General features: G+C 66.4%; 16 protein-coding genes. 7 read left to right on the forward strand and 9 right to left on the reverse strand.

The annotated features are described in order from the left end of the window. The first annotated feature begins 48 nt into the window (after nucleotides 1–48). The 3 genes from AC5RUO_RS01950 to AC5RUO_RS01960 all read left to right on the forward strand — a co-directional run bounded on the left by AC5RUO_RS01950 (nucleotide 49) and on the right by AC5RUO_RS01960 (nucleotide 2,973). Nucleotides 49–1,902: a glycoside hydrolase family 15 protein gene (locus AC5RUO_RS01950; RefSeq protein ID WP_494102661.1), complete on the forward strand. Its 1,854-nt coding sequence runs from the start codon at nucleotides 49–51 to the stop codon at nucleotides 1,900–1,902. Nucleotides 1,903–1,972: 70 nt separating this feature from the next. Then, nucleotides 1,973–2,263 (forward strand): hypothetical protein, encoded by a 291-nt coding sequence (locus AC5RUO_RS01955; RefSeq protein ID WP_494009479.1) that lies wholly within the window; start codon nucleotides 1,973–1,975, stop codon nucleotides 2,261–2,263. Continuing rightward, nucleotides 2,263–2,973 carry an HAD family hydrolase gene (locus AC5RUO_RS01960; RefSeq protein WP_494102662.1) on the forward strand — a complete coding sequence of 237 codons (711 nt, stop codon included), beginning with the start codon at nucleotides 2,263–2,265 and terminating at the stop codon, nucleotides 2,971–2,973. Before AC5RUO_RS01955 ends, AC5RUO_RS01960 begins: the two co-directional genes overlap by 1 nt. A gap of 5 nt (nucleotides 2,974–2,978) precedes the next feature. Here AC5RUO_RS01960 and AC5RUO_RS01965 read toward each other — a convergent pair whose 3' ends face one another. Then, nucleotides 2,979–3,227, reverse strand: a complete 249-nt coding sequence (locus tag AC5RUO_RS01965) for a hypothetical protein (RefSeq protein ID WP_494009477.1) — start codon at nucleotides 3,225–3,227, stop codon at nucleotides 2,979–2,981. 170 nt (nucleotides 3,228–3,397) lie between these two features. Here AC5RUO_RS01965 and AC5RUO_RS01970 point away from each other — a divergent pair, with 170 nt between their 5' ends. Further along, entirely contained in the window at nucleotides 3,398–4,579 is a 1,182-nt protein-coding gene (locus AC5RUO_RS01970; RefSeq protein WP_494102663.1) for a zinc-dependent alcohol dehydrogenase, read from the forward strand. 40 nt (nucleotides 4,580–4,619) lie between these two features. Here AC5RUO_RS01970 and AC5RUO_RS01975 read toward each other — a convergent pair whose 3' ends face one another. The 5 genes from AC5RUO_RS01975 to AC5RUO_RS01995 form a co-directional block, all read right to left on the reverse strand. After that, complete coding sequence (locus AC5RUO_RS01975; protein ID WP_494102664.1) at nucleotides 4,620–5,729, reverse strand: serine hydrolase domain-containing protein; 1,110 nt, start codon at nucleotides 5,727–5,729, stop codon at nucleotides 4,620–4,622. Between the two features lie 122 nt (nucleotides 5,730–5,851). Next, nucleotides 5,852–6,664, reverse strand: a complete 813-nt coding sequence (locus AC5RUO_RS01980; protein WP_494009474.1) for a bifunctional allantoicase/(S)-ureidoglycine aminohydrolase — start codon at nucleotides 6,662–6,664, stop codon at nucleotides 5,852–5,854. A gap of 16 nt (nucleotides 6,665–6,680) precedes the next feature. Then, nucleotides 6,681–7,958 (reverse strand): DUF6986 family protein, encoded by a 1,278-nt coding sequence (locus AC5RUO_RS01985; protein ID WP_494102665.1) that lies wholly within the window; start codon nucleotides 7,956–7,958, stop codon nucleotides 6,681–6,683. 3 nt (nucleotides 7,959–7,961) lie between these two features. Further along, nucleotides 7,962–9,560 carry a malate synthase A gene (gene aceB, locus AC5RUO_RS01990; protein ID WP_494102666.1) on the reverse strand — a complete coding sequence of 533 codons (1,599 nt, stop codon included), beginning with the start codon at nucleotides 9,558–9,560 and terminating at the stop codon, nucleotides 7,962–7,964. Between the two features lie 34 nt (nucleotides 9,561–9,594). Beyond that, complete coding sequence (locus AC5RUO_RS01995) at nucleotides 9,595–11,040, reverse strand: NAD-dependent malic enzyme (RefSeq protein ID WP_494102667.1); 1,446 nt, start codon at nucleotides 11,038–11,040, stop codon at nucleotides 9,595–9,597. Between the two features lie 210 nt (nucleotides 11,041–11,250). Between AC5RUO_RS01995 and AC5RUO_RS02000 the strand changes: the two genes are divergently transcribed. Further along, nucleotides 11,251–12,006 (forward strand): IclR family transcriptional regulator, encoded by a 756-nt coding sequence (locus tag AC5RUO_RS02000; protein ID WP_494009470.1) that lies wholly within the window; start codon nucleotides 11,251–11,253, stop codon nucleotides 12,004–12,006. 114 nt (nucleotides 12,007–12,120) lie between these two features. Further along, entirely contained in the window at nucleotides 12,121–12,369 is a 249-nt protein-coding gene (locus tag AC5RUO_RS02005) for an SCO4226 family nickel-binding protein (protein ID WP_494009469.1), read from the forward strand. 57 nt (nucleotides 12,370–12,426) lie between these two features. Here the strand turns inward: AC5RUO_RS02005 and AC5RUO_RS02010 are convergent, their stop codons facing one another. Further along, entirely contained in the window at nucleotides 12,427–13,932 is a 1,506-nt protein-coding gene (locus tag AC5RUO_RS02010; RefSeq protein ID WP_494051736.1) for a nucleobase:cation symporter-2 family protein, read from the reverse strand. 169 nt (nucleotides 13,933–14,101) lie between these two features. Continuing rightward, complete coding sequence (gene pucL / locus AC5RUO_RS02015) at nucleotides 14,102–15,016, reverse strand: factor-independent urate hydroxylase (protein WP_494009467.1); 915 nt, start codon at nucleotides 15,014–15,016, stop codon at nucleotides 14,102–14,104. A gap of 348 nt (nucleotides 15,017–15,364) precedes the next feature. Between pucL and AC5RUO_RS02020 the strand changes: the two genes are divergently transcribed. Further along, nucleotides 15,365–15,544 (forward strand): hypothetical protein, encoded by a 180-nt coding sequence (locus AC5RUO_RS02020; protein ID WP_494009466.1) that lies wholly within the window; start codon nucleotides 15,365–15,367, stop codon nucleotides 15,542–15,544. 5 nt (nucleotides 15,545–15,549) lie between these two features. On the opposite strand, the gene ligD is transcribed toward AC5RUO_RS02020, so the two are convergent. Continuing rightward, nucleotides 15,550–16,794, reverse strand: coding sequence for a non-homologous end-joining DNA ligase (gene ligD, locus AC5RUO_RS02025; protein WP_494009465.1), 1,245 nt, complete (start codon nucleotides 16,792–16,794; stop codon nucleotides 15,550–15,552). Between the last annotated feature and the right edge of the window lie 82 nt (nucleotides 16,795–16,876).

The following is a 16,876-nucleotide window of genomic DNA, read 5'->3' on the forward strand; positions in this document are numbered from 1 at the left end:
GCCTTTCAACGGGCCCCCGGAAGGGCGCCACTGTGGCAGGGTAAGGTCATGGCGCGAATAGAGGATTACGCGGTGGTGGGGGACCTGCAGACCGGTGCCCTGGTGAGCAACGAGGGCTCCATCGACTGGCTGTGCCTGCCCCGCTTCGATTCCCCCGCCTGCTTCAGCGCGCTGCTGGACACGCCCGACGCCGGCCGCTGGCTTTTGGCGCCGAAGGACGGGGGGCCCTGCACGCGGCGGGGCTACCGCGACGGCACTCTGATCCTCGAAACGGAGTGGGAAACCCCCGAGGGGACGGTGCGGGTCACCGACTTCATGCCGCCCCGCGACGCGGTGGCTGACATCGTCCGCATCGTCGAAGGCGTCAGCGGCAGCGTGAAGATGCGCGGCGAACTGGTCATGCGGTTCGACTACGGCCACATCATTCCCTGGGTCCGCCGGGACAAGTTTGGGCTGCATGCCATCGCGGGCCCGGATGCCGTCTACTTCGTCACCCCCGCGCCCCTCCAAAGCGAGAACATGCACACCATCAGCGAGTTCACCGTCAGCGCGGGGGAGCGGATCCCGTTCGTGCTGACCTGGGCGCCCAGCCATGTGGGCCGGCCCCACACCGTGGACGCGGAGAAGGTCCTGGCCACCACCTATGCCTTCTGGCGTGGCTGGGCTTCGCAGTGCACCGTCAAAGGCGAATACCAGGAGGCCGTGCTGCGTTCCCTGGTTACCCTGAAAGCGCTCACCTACGCGCCGACCGGTGGAATTGTGGCAGCTGTGACCACGTCCCTGCCGGAGCAGCTGGGCGGACCGCGCAACTGGGACTACCGGTACTGCTGGCTGCGGGACGCCACAATGACGCTCCAGGCGCTCCTTGCGGCCGGATACAGCGCCGAAGCAGCCGCCTGGCGGGACTGGCTGCTGCGCGCCGTTGCCGGCGACCCCGCGGACCTGCAGATCATGTACGGGATCCACGGCGAACGGCGGCTGCCCGAAATGGAGCTGTCCTGGCTGAAAGGCTACGAAAACTCTTCACCGGTCCGGATCGGGAATGGTGCCGCGGAACAGCTGCAGCTGGATGTCTGGGGTGAGGTGCTGGACTGCCTGGCGCTGACCCGCAACTCGCTGCTCAAGCACACGGACGAGGCCTGGGACCTGCAGTGCGCCCTGATGGCGCACCTGGAGACCATCTGGGACCAGCCGGACAACGGGCTGTGGGAGATGCGCGGCCCGCGCCGGCACTTCACGCATTCCAAGGTGATGGCCTGGGTGGCCGCGGACCGGATGGTAAAAGGTGTCCGTGAATCCGGGCTGCCCGGCCCCGTGGAGCGGTGGGAAACCCTGCGGGACACCATCTACCGCGACGTGATGGCGAACGGGTTCGACGCCGCCCGCAACACGTTTGTCCAGTCCTACGGCAGGCCGGAGCTGGACGCCAGCCTCCTGCTGATCCCGCGGGTGGGGTTCCTGCCGCCGGACGATCCGCGGGTCATCGGAACCATCGAGGCCATCCAGCGCGAGCTCACCGAAGGCGGCTTTGTGCTGCGCTACCGTCCGGCCGAGAGCGACGACGGGCTTCCGGGGGACGAGGGGGTGTTCCTGGCCTGCTCCTTCTGGCTGGTGGAGGCGCTCCTGGGGGCGGGCCGGCACGAGGAATCAAGGCAGCTTTTCGAACGCCTGCTGGAACTGCGGAACGATGTGGGGCTGCTGAGCGAGGAGTGGGCGGTCAAGGCCGGCCGCCAGCTGGGTAATACTCCGCAGGCTTTCAGCCACTTCGCCCTTGTGACTAGCGCTTTGGAGCTGCATCAGGATACGGTTCGCCGGAGTGATACCCCCATTCCGCCGGAATCGGCGGAACGGCGCAGAGGCGGCGCCGACAGGGGTACAGCTTCTCCTTCGCAGAATAGATAAGTATACTTACTAACACCTCATGGAGTGCTCCAAAAAGCACAGTGCCGTGACTGACGGAGGAGTGATTTTTATGGCCGGGTATTTTGAGCTCGTGGACGCGCCCGATGGCGGCTACAGGGTCCGGATGATGGATGGAACCGGAAACCTGATGGCCATCTCGGTGACCTTTCCCACCAAGCGGGCGGCAGTGGCCGGTGTGGCGATGGCCCGCGAAATAGCAGGCACCGGCCTGATCAGGGACAAGAGCCACGACGGCGCGGGCACCATCATCCGGGAGCGTGTGCGACCGGTTAACACCGCGAAAGAGGCAGCCGCCCGGCACAAGAGGGTGCCGGAGGCCAAACGGGCAGCGGTGGGCTGATGGTCCAGCCGCGGAAGTCACCCCCTGGCGGGCAGCGCCGGGGGGTTCTCTTTGACGTCGACGGGACGCTGATCGACTCGTCCTACATCCACACCATTTCCTGGTGGGGAGCCTTCCGCCAGCAGGGCTACGACATACCCATGGCTTCTATCCACCACTTCGTGGGCATGGGCGGGGACCGCCTGGTGGATAACCTCCTGCCCCCGGACCGGGACCGGGAGGCGGACAAGGACGTCATGGCCAGCCACGGCGCGCTGTATGCCTCCCACTGGCCGGCGCTGCGGGCCTTCGACGGCGCCAGGGACCTGCTGGCCCGCTGCCACGACGACGGGCTTGCTGTTGCGCTCGCCTCCTCGGCGCGGAAGAAGGACTTGCAGGTCATGAAGGGCATCCTGGGCGCCGATCCCTTCATAGACGGTGCCACCAGCGCCAACGACGCCGAGAACAGCAAGCCGGCCCCTGACATCCTGGTTGCCGCCCTGGAAAAGATCGGCGTGGAGGCCCGGAATGCAGTCTTCGTGGGCGACGCTGTATGGGACATGAAGGCCGCCGCAGCCCTCGGCATACCCTCGGTGGGAGTTACCTGCGGCGGTATCAATGCTGCAGAGTTGCGCGAAGCCGGCGCTGTTGAGATTTACGAGGGCCCGCGGGACCTTCTGGAGAATCTCGGGTCAAGCGCCATCGGCCAGCTGCTGGGGCAGGATTCCTAGGTCACTCAGACCGTCTGCCCGCCCGTGACCGTATCCTCGTCCCCGGCATTGGCGGGCTTTGCCCAGGAGACCGCAACCCGCACGGAACCGTCGTCGTTACGGTCAATGTCTGTGACGATATCTGCCGCGCTGGCGCCCATCTCCAGGATTCTGGTGCGGTAGGTATTCACCAGCGCCTCGAGGCTCTCCTCCGTCCACTCGCCCGGCCGTATGCGGGTGGAGATCTCGACCGGTTCCGGCTGGTACAGCGACATGGTGTTCCTCTTTCACTCGCACGGGCGTAGGGCTGGCCCTTCCTACGCTAGAAGCCCCCGGCCGGGACGACAAGTATTTGATCAGCCTGCTTACTTTTTCTGGCACAAGCCGATAGCGTCGAAGGACGGGCGTTCCGCTCCGCGGGAACACCAGAAGAGAAAGGGAAACCGTGAAAGCTCTGACCTGGCAAGGGAAACGCTCGGTAAGCGTCGAGGAAGTGCCGGATCCAGTGATCCAGGAGCCTACCGATGCGATCGTGCGCATCACCTCGACGGCGATCTGCGGCTCGGACCTCCACCTGTACGAGGTCCTGGGCCCCTACATGCACAAAGGCGATGTGATCGGCCACGAACCGATGGGCATCGTGGAAGAAGTGGGCAGCGCAGTCACCAACCTTCGCCCCGGGGACCGCGTGGTGGTGCCCTTCAATATCTCCTGCGGCCGCTGCTACATGTGCGAACAGGGCCTGCAGTCCCAGTGTGAAACCACCCAGGTGAAGGAGAAAGGTTCAGGAGCGGCCCTCTTCGGCTACTCGGAGCTGTACGGCTCGGTCCCCGGCGGGCAGGCCGAGTACTTGCGGGTCCCGCATGCGGACTACGGCCCGGTAAAGGTGGGAACAGAGCTTCCCGATGAGCGCTATCTTTTCCTCTCCGACATCCTTCCCACCGCCTGGCAGGCCGTGGAGTACGCGGACGTCCGGCCAGGCGGCACCCTTGCCGTGTTCGGCCTGGGGCCGGTGGGCCAGTTCGCCGGCCGGATCGGCGTCCACCGCGGCTTCCGCGTGGTGGGTGTGGACCCCGTCCCGGAGCGCAGGGAGATGGCCGCGCGGCACGGGGTGGAAGTGTTCGACTACACCAAGACCATTTCGGACGAACTGCGGGACATGACCTCCGGCCGCGGCCCTGACGCGGTGGTGGACGCCGTCGGCATGGAAGCCCACGGTTCGCCGGTGGCAGGCTTCGCCCACCAGGCGCTGGGCCTGCTGCCGGACAAGCTGGCCCAGAAGGCGATGGAGACCGCCGGCGTGGACCGCCTGGCGGCCCTGCACACTTCGATCGACGCCGTGCGCCGCGGCGGGACCATCTCGCTCAGCGGGGTGTACGGCGGGCAGGCGAGCCCCATGCCGATGCTGACGCTGTTCGACAAGCAGATCCAGGTGCGGATGGGCCAGTGCAACGTCCGGCGCTGGACCGACGACCTGCTGCCGCTCGTTGAGGACGACGCCGATCCGCTGGGGGTGATGGACCTGGTCACCCACCGTTCAGGCCTGGAAGGTGCCCCTGCACTGTACGAAAAGTTCCAGAAGAAGGAGGACGGCTGCATCAAGGTGGTCTTGAACCCGGGCGCCTGAGCCGTTTACCACCGGAGGCAGGGGGCCGGGAGGCCTGGAGTCAACAGAGGCTGTTCATGGCCTCCTGGGCAACCTCCTGCATCTCGAACAGCAGCGGGTTCACCCCGAGGGTGGGCGGCCCGGGAGGGTAGGCCACGGCAATGGCCAGCTGTTTGCTGCCGTCCTCGCTGGTCATGGCGATGGTTCCGTAGCCGTCCACATCCCCGGGAAGCCCGTAGTAGAAGCGGTTGTTGCAGGTGTTGTTCCAGCGCCGCAGGGCAAAGCCGTAGTACTGCGAGTAGCCGCCCTTCATGGCGGTCACGGTGTCAGGTGCCAGCAGCCTGCCCTGCAGCAGCGCCGCGAAGAACCTGTTCACTTCCTGCACTGTGGACACGGCTCCATTCGAAGGTGCCTCGGCCAGCCAGGCGGGCGCGGCCGCGTCCCTGGGGATGCCCTCGATGGTGACGTAGCCGTGCACCATGCCTGCTGGCTGCGGGCCCCCAAGCGTGGTTGCCTCCAGCCCCAGGGGGCCGGCAATGTCGGCTGCCAGGACCCGCCCGATGTCCTGGCCGCGGAGCCGCTCAACAATCAGGGCCAGCGCCGCGTAGTTGGAGCGGGAGTAGTCGAAGATCCGTGCCAGCCTGCCGTCCCACGGCAGGCTGGCGGCGAAGCCCAGCTGCTGTTCGAGGGGAAGCGGCCGGCCCGCCAGCTCCTCCCAGTGTCCGGATGCCAGCAGGGGGAGGGAGAAGTCCGGGAGCCCCGATTCATGCGTCAGCAGCTGCCGGACGCTGACGGGGCCGGGCGGCTTCAGGACGGCGCCGAACTCCGGCAGGTATTCGCTGGCCTGGCCGTCAAGGTCCAGCCTGCCCTCCTCCACCAGCTTCAACACGGAGACGGCCACCATGGACTCCGTGATGGTGCCGACGTGGACGGGATCGGCCACCGTTGCCGCTTCACGGGTCTCCAGGTTCCGGACCCCGGCGGCGTGGGTCCACGTGTCCTCGCCCATCGTGACGGCGATGAGGACTGCCGGGGCGCCGTCGTCGACCATCCTGGAACTGAAAGCCTCCAGCAACGCGATGGCGGCGGGCTTGTCCGGGTCCGGGGGCTCCGGCTGCCCAATGCAGCCCGGACCGGCCAGCAGGATGACGGCACACAGCACAGCCGTCATACACTTTGTGATGCGGCCCCTGCGGCTACCCATGGAACTATTCTTCCCCCAACTAAGTAGCGCCACCTGTCGTTTTGGGGTTCCAAAACGACAGGTGGCGCTATTTGGTTGGGGAGTGCGGCTCAGGTGAGGCGGACCTGCCGGTTCATGTCCTTGTAGAGCAGGTACCGGAACTCGCCCGGGCCGCCGGCGTAGCAGGCCTGGGGGCAGAAGGCGCGCAGCCACATGAAGTCGCCTGCCTCTACCTCAACCCAGTCGTTGTTGAGCAGGTACATGGCCTTGCCCTCAAGGACGTACAGGCCGTGTTCCATGACGTGGGTTTCGGGGAACGGGATCACGCCGCCGGGCTGGAACGTCACGATGTTGACCTGCATGTCGTGCGCAAGGTCGTTGGAGTCGGTGAAGCGGGTGGTCTTCCAGACGTCGTTGGTGTCCGGCATCGACGTCGGCTCCACGTCCTTCTCGTTGGTGACGAAGGACTTGGCCTCGTATCCCTCCAGGCGTTCGTAGGCCTTGCGGATCCAGTGGAAGGAGACGATATCGTCCGAGACGTTCTCCAGGCCCCACTGCGAGCCAGCGGCCAGGTAGGCGTAGCCGCCTTCCTCGAGCTGGTGCAGCTCGCCGTCCAGCGTCAGGTTGAGTTTGCCCTTGGTGACAAAGATGACGCCCTCCACGCCTTCCTCGAACTCAGCGCGCGGTGCTCCGCCGCCCGGGGCGATCTCCACGATCAGCTGGGAGAAGGTGGTGGCAAACCCGGAGATGGGGCGGGCGATGATCCACGAGCGGGTGTTGCTGAAGCCCGGCAGGTTGGAGGTGACGATGTCCGTCAGCACCCCCTTGGGAATCACTGTGTAGGCCTCGGTGACGATGGCGCGCTCGGTGGTGAGGTGGGTCTGCGGCGGCAGGCCGCCTTGCGGGTAGTAGTACTTGCCCATGGAGGGATTCCTTTGCTTAGGAGTTGGAGGTGGTGGCAAGCCTCGGGTGGGCCAGCGCGGTGAGCTGGGGAAGCCCGACGCCGGCGAGCGCCTGGACCTCATCGGCCCCCACGGCACCGCACTGGACGCCGCGCAGGACGAACGCGGCCAGTGCCCGGGCGGTGGCGGGTTCGTCCATGACGCCGCCCGCGGTCTGTTCCACGTAGTTGCGCAGTCGGGCTGCCGCCGCGGGCAGGCCCTGCCGGTAGAAGGCGTACGTGGCGGCAAACCTGCTGGGCAGCTGGGCAGGGTGCAGGTCCCAGCCCTGGTAGTAGCCGCGTTCCAGGGACCGCCGGACCAGCCGGCCGTGCAGTTGCCAGGCGTTCTCCACGTTGTCGCCCACGGGGATGATGTTGGTGGAGCCGTCCGAGAGCCGGATGCCGGTGCCGGCCACCGCGAGCTGCATGACCTCCTTGGCGAAGTCCGCCACGGGGTGCTCCATGGACTGGTACTCCGCGGAGATCTGCAGCGACGCCGAGTAGTCGTAGGTGCCGTAATGCAGGCCGCTGATCCGGCCGGGCACTGCGTGCGGCAGCTGCGCCACCGGTGACGTGCCCTCCGGACCGAGGATGAGCTGGGGCGTTTCCACCTGGACCTCGAAACGCAGCCGGCCGGCGGGCAGCGAGTGCACCTGCTCCAGCCGGGACACGGCGAAGTCCATGGCCTGGACCTGGGCCACGGTGGTCACCTTGGGCAGGGTCAGGACCAGCCCCTCCGGCAGCTCTCCGGCGGCGGCCAGGCCGGAGACGAACAGGTCCAGGGTGCGCAGCCCGCGGGCCCGGGTGGCCGCTTCGAAGCACTTGAACCTGATACCGATGAACGGGGGAGCGGACCCGGCCGCGGCTGCGGCGGCCACAGCGGAAGCCGCGGCAACCGCCGCTGCGTCCTCGGCGTCGTCGCCCCTGTCCCCGAACCCGTCCTCGAAGTCGAGCCGGAGGTCCTCGATGGGTTCGGAGGCCAGCTTCGCTTCCACCCGCGAGGCGACGGCCTCGGCGAGGCCGGGTTCCTGGCCCAGCAGGTTCCCCAGCTTCCCGAAGCCGCCGTGGGCCTCAACGGCAGCCTTGGCTTCGGTGCCCCACTCCGCGGCAAGCGACGTCGTGAAGCGGTCCGCGGGCACGTAAACCGTGTGCACGGGCTGGCGGGAGCCGTCGTCGCCGGGATAGTTGTGTTCCAGGAGCCGGTCCGTGGCGGCCAGCTGGCCGTCGATGTGCGCCAGGTCCCCGGGTGTGAGCGAGGGGCGGGGTGATCCGGGCATGCCTCAGCCCACCAGTTCGTAGGCGGGGGTGGTGAGGAAGTCGGTGTAGTCGTCCGAGAGGCAGATGTCCGCGATCAGTTCGCTGGCCGGCTGGTAGTAGCGGCGGAACGCCTCGTCACCGAACTCGGTGCGGAGCCGCTCGGTCTCCTCGCCCAGGATCCGCTCCACCAGCTCCTTGGTCACCGTGTTGCCGGTATCCGCCAGGACGGACTTGTTCCGGATCTGCTGCCACACCTGGGAGCGGGAGATCTCGGCAGTGGCGGCGTCCTCCATCAGATTGTGGATGGCCACGGCGCCGTTGCCGGAGAGCCAGACGGCGGTGTAGGCCACGGCAACGTAGAGGTTCAGCCGCAGGCCGGCCTCAGTGACCTGGCCTTCGGCGGAGGAGACGTCCAGCAGCTGGTCTGCGGTGACGTTGACCTCCGGGCGCTGCTTGTCCAGCTGGTTCGGCTTGTCACCGAGGACCGAATCGAACACCTCGCGGCAGGTGGGAACCAGGTCCGGGTGGGCAACCCAGGAGCCGTCGAATCCGTCGTTCGCCTCGCGGGTCTTGTCCGCCCGGACCTTCGCAAACGCTGCCTCGGTCACTTCGGGGTGGCGGCGGTTGGGAATGACGGCCGCCATGCCGCCCATCGCGAAGGCGCCGCGCTTGTGGCAGGTCTTGACCAGCAGTTCGGTGTAGGCGCGCATGAACGGCGCGGTCATGGCCACCGAGGCGCGGTCCGGCAGGACGAACTCTTCGCCGGCGTCACGGAAGTACTTGATGAGGCTGAACAGGTAGTCCCAGCGGCCGGCGTTCAGGCCGGAGGCGTGGTCGCGGAGTTCGTAGAGGATCTCGTCCATCTCGAACGCGGCCGGGATGGTTTCGATCAGCACCGTGGCGCGGATGGTGCCCTGGTGCAGGCCCAGGAAGTCCTGCGCGAAGACGAACACGTCGTTCCAGAGCCGGGCCTCGAGGTGGCTCTCCATCTTGGGCAGGTAGTAGTACGGGCCGTGACCGTTGAGGACCAGCTGCTTGGCCACGTGGTAGAAGTGCAGGCCGAAATCCACCAGCGCACCTACGGCGGGTTCGCCGTCGATCAGCAGGTGCTTTTCCTGCATGTGCCAGCCGCGGGGCCGGGCCACCACGACGGCGAGCGGCGCGTCGGTGCGGAGCCGGTACTCCTTGCCCTCGTCGGATGTGTAGCTCAGGTTGCCCTGGGCTGCGTCACGGAGGTTGAGGATGGCGTCAATGACGTTGCCCCAGGTGGGGGTGCTGGCATCCTCAAGGTCCGCGAGCCACACCTTGGCACCGGAGTTCAGGGCGTTGATGGCCATCTTCGCCGGCGACGCCGGGCCGGTCATTTCTACCCGGCGGTCCTGCAGGGCCGCCGGTGCCGGCGCGACCTTCCAGTCGCCGTCGCGCACGGCCTGGGTTTCCGGCAGGAAGTCCAGCTTTCCGGTCTCCGCGACGCGCTGCCGCTTGGCGGCGCGGGCCGCCAGCAGCTCGTTGCGGGTTCCGGCAAAGCGCTTGTGAAGCTCCTCCACGAAAGCCAGCGCCTTGGGGGTGAGGATCTCCTCGGCGCGGTTGATCGGCCGGGGATCTGTGACGGTGATGGCCATTTCTGGTCCTTTCCTATGGCTGGAAGTCGGGCGGTCAGGCGTTGGCGAGGGCGGCCACGGGAACCTCGGCGGCATCCGTGCCCTTGGTTGCCACGTTGGCGGAACGGGCGGCCGCTGCCACTGCTGCAGCCACGTCGGCGGCCACATGGGGATCGAAGACGCTGGGGATAATGTAGCTGGCATTGAGCTCGTCGTCAGCAACCCGGTTGGCGATGGCCTCGGCGGCGGCCACCAGCATGTCCGGCGTGATGTCGCTTGCCCCGGCGTCCAGCAGGCCGCGGAAGAATCCGGGGAAGGCCAGCACATTGTTGATCTGGTTCGGGAAGTCGCTGCGCCCGGTGGCCACCACGGCGGCGTGCTTTGACGCAATGACGGGGTCGATCTCAGGGGTGGGGTTGGCCATGGCGAAGACGATCGCGCCCTCGGCCATGGAGGCCACCTGCTCCTCGCCGATGACGTGCGGGGCGCTGACGCCGATGAACACGTCCGCTCCCTTGAGGGCGTCGTGGAGGTTGCCGGAGAAGCCGTCCTGGTTTGTGTTCGCGGCAATCCAGGTGCGGTGCTCGTCGTCGTACTTTTCGCCCGCGTGGATGGCACCCGAGCGGCCGGCGGCAATGATGTGCCGGGCACCCTGCGCCTTGAGGAGTTGGATGATGGCGGAACCGGCGGCGCCGACGCCCGAGACCACGATTTTCACCTCGGAGAGCTTCTTGCCCACCACCCGCAGGGCGTTGACCAGTGCGGCCTGGGTGACGATCGCGGTACCGTGCTGGTCATCATGGAAGACCGGGATGTCCAGTTCCTCGCGGAGCCGGTTTTCGATCTCGAAGCAGCGGGGCGCGGCGATGTCCTCCAGGTTGATGCCGCCGTAGACCGGGGCCATGGCCTTGGCAATTTTGATGATCTCCTCGGTGTCCTGGGTGTCAAGGCAGACCGGCCAGGCGTCCACGTTGGCGAACTGCTTGAAGAGCGCAGCCTTGCCCTCCATGACGGGAAGGGCTGCGGCGGGACCGATGTTGCCCAGGCCCAGGACGGCCGAACCGTCGGTGAGGACGGCGATGGTGTTGCGCTTGACGGTCAGGTTGCGGGCCGCTGCCGGGTCCTCGGCGATAGCGAGGCAGACGCGCGCGACGCCGGGAGTGTAGGCGCGGGAAAGATCGTCGCGGTTGCGCAGGGCAACCTTCGGGACGACTTCCAGCTTGCCGCCCAGGTGCATCAGGAAAGTGCGGTCCGAGACGTGCTGGACCGTGACGCCGTCAAGCGCGTTCAGGGCGTCCTTGACCCGCGCGGCGTGCGCGTCGTCGGTGGTGTTGCAGGTGACGTCCACAACCAGTGTCTCGTGGTGGGACTCGCTGACGTCCAGGGCCGTGATGGCGGCGCCGGCTGCTCCGACGGCTGCGGCCAGTTCGCTGGTGGCGCTGAAGCTTGACGGTGCTTCCACGCGCAGGGTGATCGAATTTCCGGGGCTGGGGTTCGCCATTGAATGTCCTCCTGTTGGGCCATGTCCGGGTTGCTGACCAACTCGAATGTTTTCGTATTATGGATATTATTATCTACTTTGTGGAAAGACAAGCCCTGTTTGTGACTGATCGCATCGGCACGGTCCGTGCTGTATCTTGAAACAACTAGGGCAACTCTTTTCACGATGCGGATAAGACTTGTCGGAATCCGAGCCACAGGAGACTTGGTTATGGCTGAGAAAGCCGCCGGAGGCGTGCAGTCCGTTGAGCGCGTCTTCGAACTCTTGGAATTGATCACCGACGCTGGCGGCGACGTCACGCTCAGTGAGTTGTCCTCGTCCACGGACCTGCCGCTGCCCACCATCCACCGGCTCCTGCGCACCCTCGTCGCGCTGGGCTACATCCGGCAGTTGCCCAACCGCCGCTACGCCCTGGGCCCGCGGCTGATCCGGCTGGGCGAGGGGGCCAACAAGCAGCTCGGTGCCCTGGCCCGCCCACAGCTCAAGACGCTGGTTGACCGGCTGGGCGAGACCTCCAACATGGCCGTGCTCGATTCGGACATGGTCATCTACGTGGCCCAGGTGCCGTCCCTGCACTCCATGCGCATGTTCACCGAGGTGGGACGCCGGGCGCATACCCATGCCACCGGCGTCGGAAAGGCCATCCTGGCCCAGCTCGACGACGACGTGGTCCGCGGCATCGTTACCCGCGCCGGCATGCCCACGCCAACAGTCAAGAGCATCCGCGACGTCGACGACCTCCTTGCCGACCTGAAGCTCATCCGCGAGCGCGGCTACTCCATCGACGAGGAAGAGCAGGAGCTCGGCGTGCGCTGCTTTGCCATGGCCGTGCCCAACGCCCCCACTCCCACGGCGATCTCGGTCTCCGGCCCGGTGTCCCGCGTGGACGAGCACTTCGCCGACAAGGCTGTTCCCGTCCTGCGGGAGGCAGCCGAGGCAATCTCCGCGGAACTCAACCGCTCCTGATCCCCTCCCCGGCCAGTGGCTTAATGCATGCCTCCGGCGACCGTTGACCGTGTTCGCAGCTGGGCGTACCATGTGCGGCATCCATCGGATTCGAACCCATCGGGGGTTGTCATCATGACGAAATTCATGGACGTTCACCACAACATGGTCGGCATCACTGCCGAACAGCTCAGGGCTGCGCATGATGCGGACCTGGCGATCCAGGGTGAAGAAAGCGTCGATTTCCAGCAGGCATGGGCGGACCCTGAATCGGGCCTGGTCTACTGCCTGTCGGAGGCTCCGTCTGCCGAGGCGGTCCGGCGCATTCATGAGCGGACCGGCCATCCGGCGGACGAGATTCATCCCGTGCCGCTTGTGGTCTGATCCGCAGGAAAGGACAGCCTCGGAGCCAAAGGCCCCGGGGCTGTCCCTTTGCCTTCTCTAGTGTTCTGACGCCTTCTCCGCGGACTCGATCTTGACTTCCTTGCCGTCGCAGTCGATGAGCTTGCCGCCCTCGAAGCGGTCGCCGTCCATCAGGCACTTGATGTCCTGTTCCTGGACTACCCGCTCGGTGCCGGCCACGAATACGGACTGGTTCTCCGAGTTGCCGGCCTTCAGGTGGTTGAACAGCAGGTTCAGCAGGATGGCCATCACGGCGGCGGAGCTGATGCCGGAGTGGAAGATGGTGCCGAACCAGGACGGGAACTGGTCGTAGAACGCGGGGGCGGCGATGGGAATCATGCCGAACCCGATCGAGGCGGCCACGATGATCAGGTTCATGTTGTTCTTGTACTCCACCTTGGCCAGGGTGCGGATGCCGCTGGCTGCCACGGTTCCGAAGAGTACGACGCCGGCGCCGCCCAGGACGGGGGTGGGCACTGCTGCGACCACCCGGCCGAGGACGGGCAGCAGGCCGAGGATCACCAGGATCAGGCCGCCGGCGCTGACCACGAAGCGGCTCTTCACCCCGGTGATGGCCACCAGGCCGACGTTCTGGGCGAAGGCGCTCTGGGTGAAGGAGTTGAACAGCGGGGAGATGGCGCTGGAGAGCATGTCCGCGCGGAGGCCGTCGCCGATCCGTTTGGAGTCCACCTTGGTGCCCACGATCTCGCCCACGGCGATGATGTCAGCGGACGTTTCGGTCAGGGTGACCAGGATGACGATCAGCATGGAGATGATGGCCGCAATTTCGAAGACCGGCGGGCCGAAGGCGAACGGGGTGGGGAAGGCGACGATTTCGCCCTGGCCCACCTTGGAGAAGTCGGCCATGCCGAAGGCGAAGGCGATGGCGGTGCCCAGGACCATGGCGAGCAGGATGGAGAGCCGGGAGATCGCGGCGCTGCCCACCTTGCTCAGGAGCAGGACGATGGCCATGGTGGCTGCCGCGAGGCCGATGTTGGCCATGCTGCCGTAGTTGGGGGCCTTGCTGTTGCCGCCCATGGCCCAGTTGGCGGCCACCGGCATCAGCGTGAGGCCGATGGTGGTGATGACCGTACCCGTGACCACCGGCGGGAAGAACCGGATGATCTTCGAGAACAGCGGAGTGATCAGCAAGCCGATCAGCGACGCGGCGATGACCGATCCGAATACCGCCTGGATCCCGCCGCCGCCGTGCACGATGGCCACCATGGTGGAGACCCCGGCGAAGGACACACCCTGGACCAGCGGCAGCTGCGAGCCGAAGAACGGAACGCCGACGGTCTGCAGAATGGTGGCGAGTCCGCCGACGAACAGGCAGGCAGCAATCAGCAGTCCGATGTCCTGCGAACTCATCCCGGCCGCCGCGCCAATGATCAGGGGAGGGGCGATGATGCCGCCGTACATGGTGAGGACGTGCTGGAAGCCGTAGGCGAAGGTGCTTCCGATCGACAGCCGCTGGTCCTCCGGCCGGGCCTGCTGGGCCCCTTTACCGGCGGCCGCAGCGGCCAGTTTCTTTTTGGTGTTCATGGCAGACTTTCTGGGTTCATGGCAGACGTCATCGTCTGGCTAACTGTGTCTGGCTAACGGGTGTAAATCTGTGGGTCCGGAGTTTTTGTCCACTTATGGGGACTTTAGAGGTGCTGAAGTCGACTTATCTGGACAAAAACTCCGGACGGGGTGGGGTGATGCAGGCGGTCTAGCAGAAGCCGGCGATGCCGGACCAGGCGGCGGGGGCCGGGGCGGCATCCTCGCGCTGGACGGTGGCCTCGATCAGGCCGTAAGGACGGTCGGCGGCGTAGAAGACCTCGTTCGGGTTGTCCAGGCCGAACGGGGTGAGGTCCACCAGGAAGTGGTGTTTGTTGGGCATGGAGAACTTGATCTCGTCGATCTCGGTGTGGGCCTCCAGGACCTTCTGGCCCATGTCGAACAGGGTCTGCTGCAGGGCGTGGGAGTACTTCTCGGTGAAGCCTTCGAGCAGGAGTCCCTTTACGTCGTCGTAGCTCTTGTTGAAGTCAAGGTTGCTGAAGTCGGTTCCGGTCTTGAAGCGCCAGCGGGCGGAGACGTCCGTGGCCAGGATGCGGTCCGTGGTTTCCGGCAGGGTGGTGTAGCGGTCCCGCGGGTAGCCGACGAAGCCGGACTGGGTGGACTTCAGGACGGTCAGGTCCTTGAGCCCGGAGACCAGGTGCGTTGTGGCGCCGTCGCGGACCAGGACGGCGGTCCGGACTTCCTGGCCGTTGCGGACGAATGAGTGGTCGTGTTCGCTGCCGTGGGCCTGGATACGGTTCCACGCGTAGGACTCGGCTTCCCAGCGGCCGCCGGTCACCCAGTCGAAGCTGGACGTGAAGTGCTCGCCGAGGCGCAGCAGGAAGGCCTCGGGGGAGCCGACGCCGTCACGGGCGAAGGCGTAGATGGTGTTCTTCTGGGTGTCCGTGGCAACCACGTGGGCGTTGTCGCCCTCCAGGTGTGCCGCGGTGAAGTCGCCGCGCAGCTGCGAGGTGACGTTCAGGTCCTCGATCTCGTGGCGGTTGGTGTCGCGGGTGATCTTGACGACGCGGACTTCGGCCTTGCCGTACTGGTTTTCGCCGAGGATGATCTTGCTGCTCATGGTCATTTCCCAATCTCCGGTAAGTGGAACCAAGGTTCCATCACTGAAATTAAGCGCGCGTTTCTGGCGCGTTTCCGGTGGAGCCGACCCAACAAAAAAGAGCCGGCATCCATTGATGCCAGCTCATTACGACCCTGCCTGCTGCTCCCAGGTTACGTGACGTGCGCCACGAGTTGCCTTCCAGCGTACCCCCGCAATCCGGTGGTGTACATCACAAGGCCAAAATTCGTTTTGTGACCGGGCTGGCCTCGGCGCTGCAACAGAAGCTATTGACGGTCTCCGCCCGGCGCGTCTAATCTTTCGTATAGCAAGATTTATTTTCCGCTATACGAAAAGCAACCCGAGGAGGGCCAGATGTACCAGCAGGACACCACGCCGGCACCAGCACCGGCGGCCGCCCAGACAGCGTCGGAGTTCTACCTCCCGCTTGGCGGCGGAACGGATCCCGATTTCTACGTGCCCGAGGACCGGGTCCACGAACGCAGCCGCTTCTCGCGCTGGATCCACGCGCTGCCGGGATTCAACCGCCGCTGACGCCGTCAGGACGCCGGACGTCCCGGCCACTCCTTTCCGACCCAGGGGTCGTAATCTGCAATGAGCTCCTCCTGGGGCGGCCGCTCCGCCTCGGGAACGTGCTGCAGGTTCACCCGCACCCGGTACCAGAGCGAGCTTGAGCCGCGCATCCCGTCCACCAGCACGTCGGCGGGGGCGAGTGAAGGAACGACGGCGGCGTGCCGGGTTTTCCACTCGTCCAGCGCAGCCAGGGCCTCCGGCTTCGTCCGGGTCCGGGCCACTTCGATCAGCGGCATCGTTGACTGCCGGCGGCCCGAGCCGTTGGCTCCCCGCGGTGCCTTCTCGGCCGGACCCAGCTCCTTGGCGAGGGCCAGCAGCCCGTCCAGGGAACCGGCGGCGTCGTCGATGCCCGCGTGCGGGTCGCCGACGTCCGCAAACCGCTCCAGCATGGTGGGCACCGTGAACTGCTCCGGACGTGCCGACCGGACCTCTTCCCACGACAGCGGCGTTGATACCCGCGCGTCGGGTAGCGCCCGGACCGAGTAGGCGGAGGCCACCGTCCGGTCCTTGGCGTTCTGGTTGAAGTCGACGAACACGCTCTCGCCGCGTTCCTCCTTCCACCACCGTGCCGTGGCCAGGCCGGGCGCGCGGTTCTCCACTTCCCGGGCCAGGGTTTCGGCGGCGAGCCGCACATCCCGGTAGGACCACTGCGGCGCGATCCGCACCAGGATGTGCAGCCCCCGCGAACCGCTGGTCTTCGGCCATCCAACCAGCCCCACGTCGTCGAGGATCTCCTGCGCCACGTAGGCGACGTCCACGATCTGCGACCACTCCACGCCCGGCATGGGGTCGAGGTCCACCCGCAGTTCGTCGGGGTGCTCCAGGTCCTCTGCGCGCACGGGATGCGGGTTGAGGTCCAGGCAGCCCAGGTTGATGACCCAGGCCAGGCCTGCCGCGTTCCGGATCACCGCCTCCTCGGCCGACGTCCCCGACGCGTAATGCAGCGTGGTGGTGTCTATATAAGGAGGGTGGTTTTCCGGCACGCGCTTCTGGAAGAAGGGTTCCTCGCCGATGCCCTTGGGAAACCGCTTGAGCACCATCGGCCGGCCGCCCGCCCCGCGCAGCGCGCCGTCGGCAACTGCCACGTAGTACCGCACCAGGTCCAGCTTGGTCAGGCCGGGCTCCGGGAACACCACTTTGTCCGGGCTGGAGATGCGGACCTCTTCGCCATCGATGTCCAGGATCTCGGCCGGCGTCTTTGCTGGGGTCATGCGGCCACGCTAGCAACGATGTGATCCCGCGGCATAGGGCCGCTTCGACGGTTCTCTGCCGGGACGGCGTCACCGAACATCG

Source organism: Arthrobacter sp. Y3221087, from assembly GCF_059089905.1.